This is a genomic window from Staphylococcus sp. EG-SA-17 (assembly GCF_017151845.1).
GTDB classification, from domain to species: Bacteria; Bacillota; Bacilli; order Staphylococcales; family Staphylococcaceae; genus Staphylococcus; species Staphylococcus aureus.
Genome location: NZ_JACVZO010000145.1, coordinates 1 through 254 on the forward strand (window position 1 = coordinate 1; position 254 = coordinate 254).

The 254-nt window shown below is 35.4% G+C and carries 2 pseudogenes; both read right to left on the minus strand.

What is annotated here, in order from left to right:
- A pseudogene (locus tag IDG65_RS14475) lies at positions 1-141 on the minus strand (energy-coupling factor transporter transmembrane component T family protein); the annotation flags it as partial.
- Positions 128-254 (minus strand): annotated as a pseudogene (locus tag IDG65_RS14925) (ornithine--oxo-acid transaminase); the annotation flags it as partial. The pseudogenes IDG65_RS14925 and IDG65_RS14475, both read right to left, overlap by 14 nt.

A 254-nucleotide genomic window follows, 5' to 3' on the forward strand; every position in this document is an offset into this window, starting at 1 on the left:
CTCCATCGCAACTGATAATTGATGTGCCTTTCTAATATTTTGGCTTAATAGAGGTATAATTAAATGCTTAAATCGCTTTAACCCTCTATAATTTGCCGCGTCTATCATCTGATAGCGCATTTTTAAATTCACCTTGAATTGGTTCCAAAATAATTGCTGCTGTATTCGGTGAAATAGCTTGTGTTAATTGTTCAATGTCTCCAAAATCTACTGTTGTAGTGCCTTGAAGTAGGGGGTGAAATCCTGCTTTATAT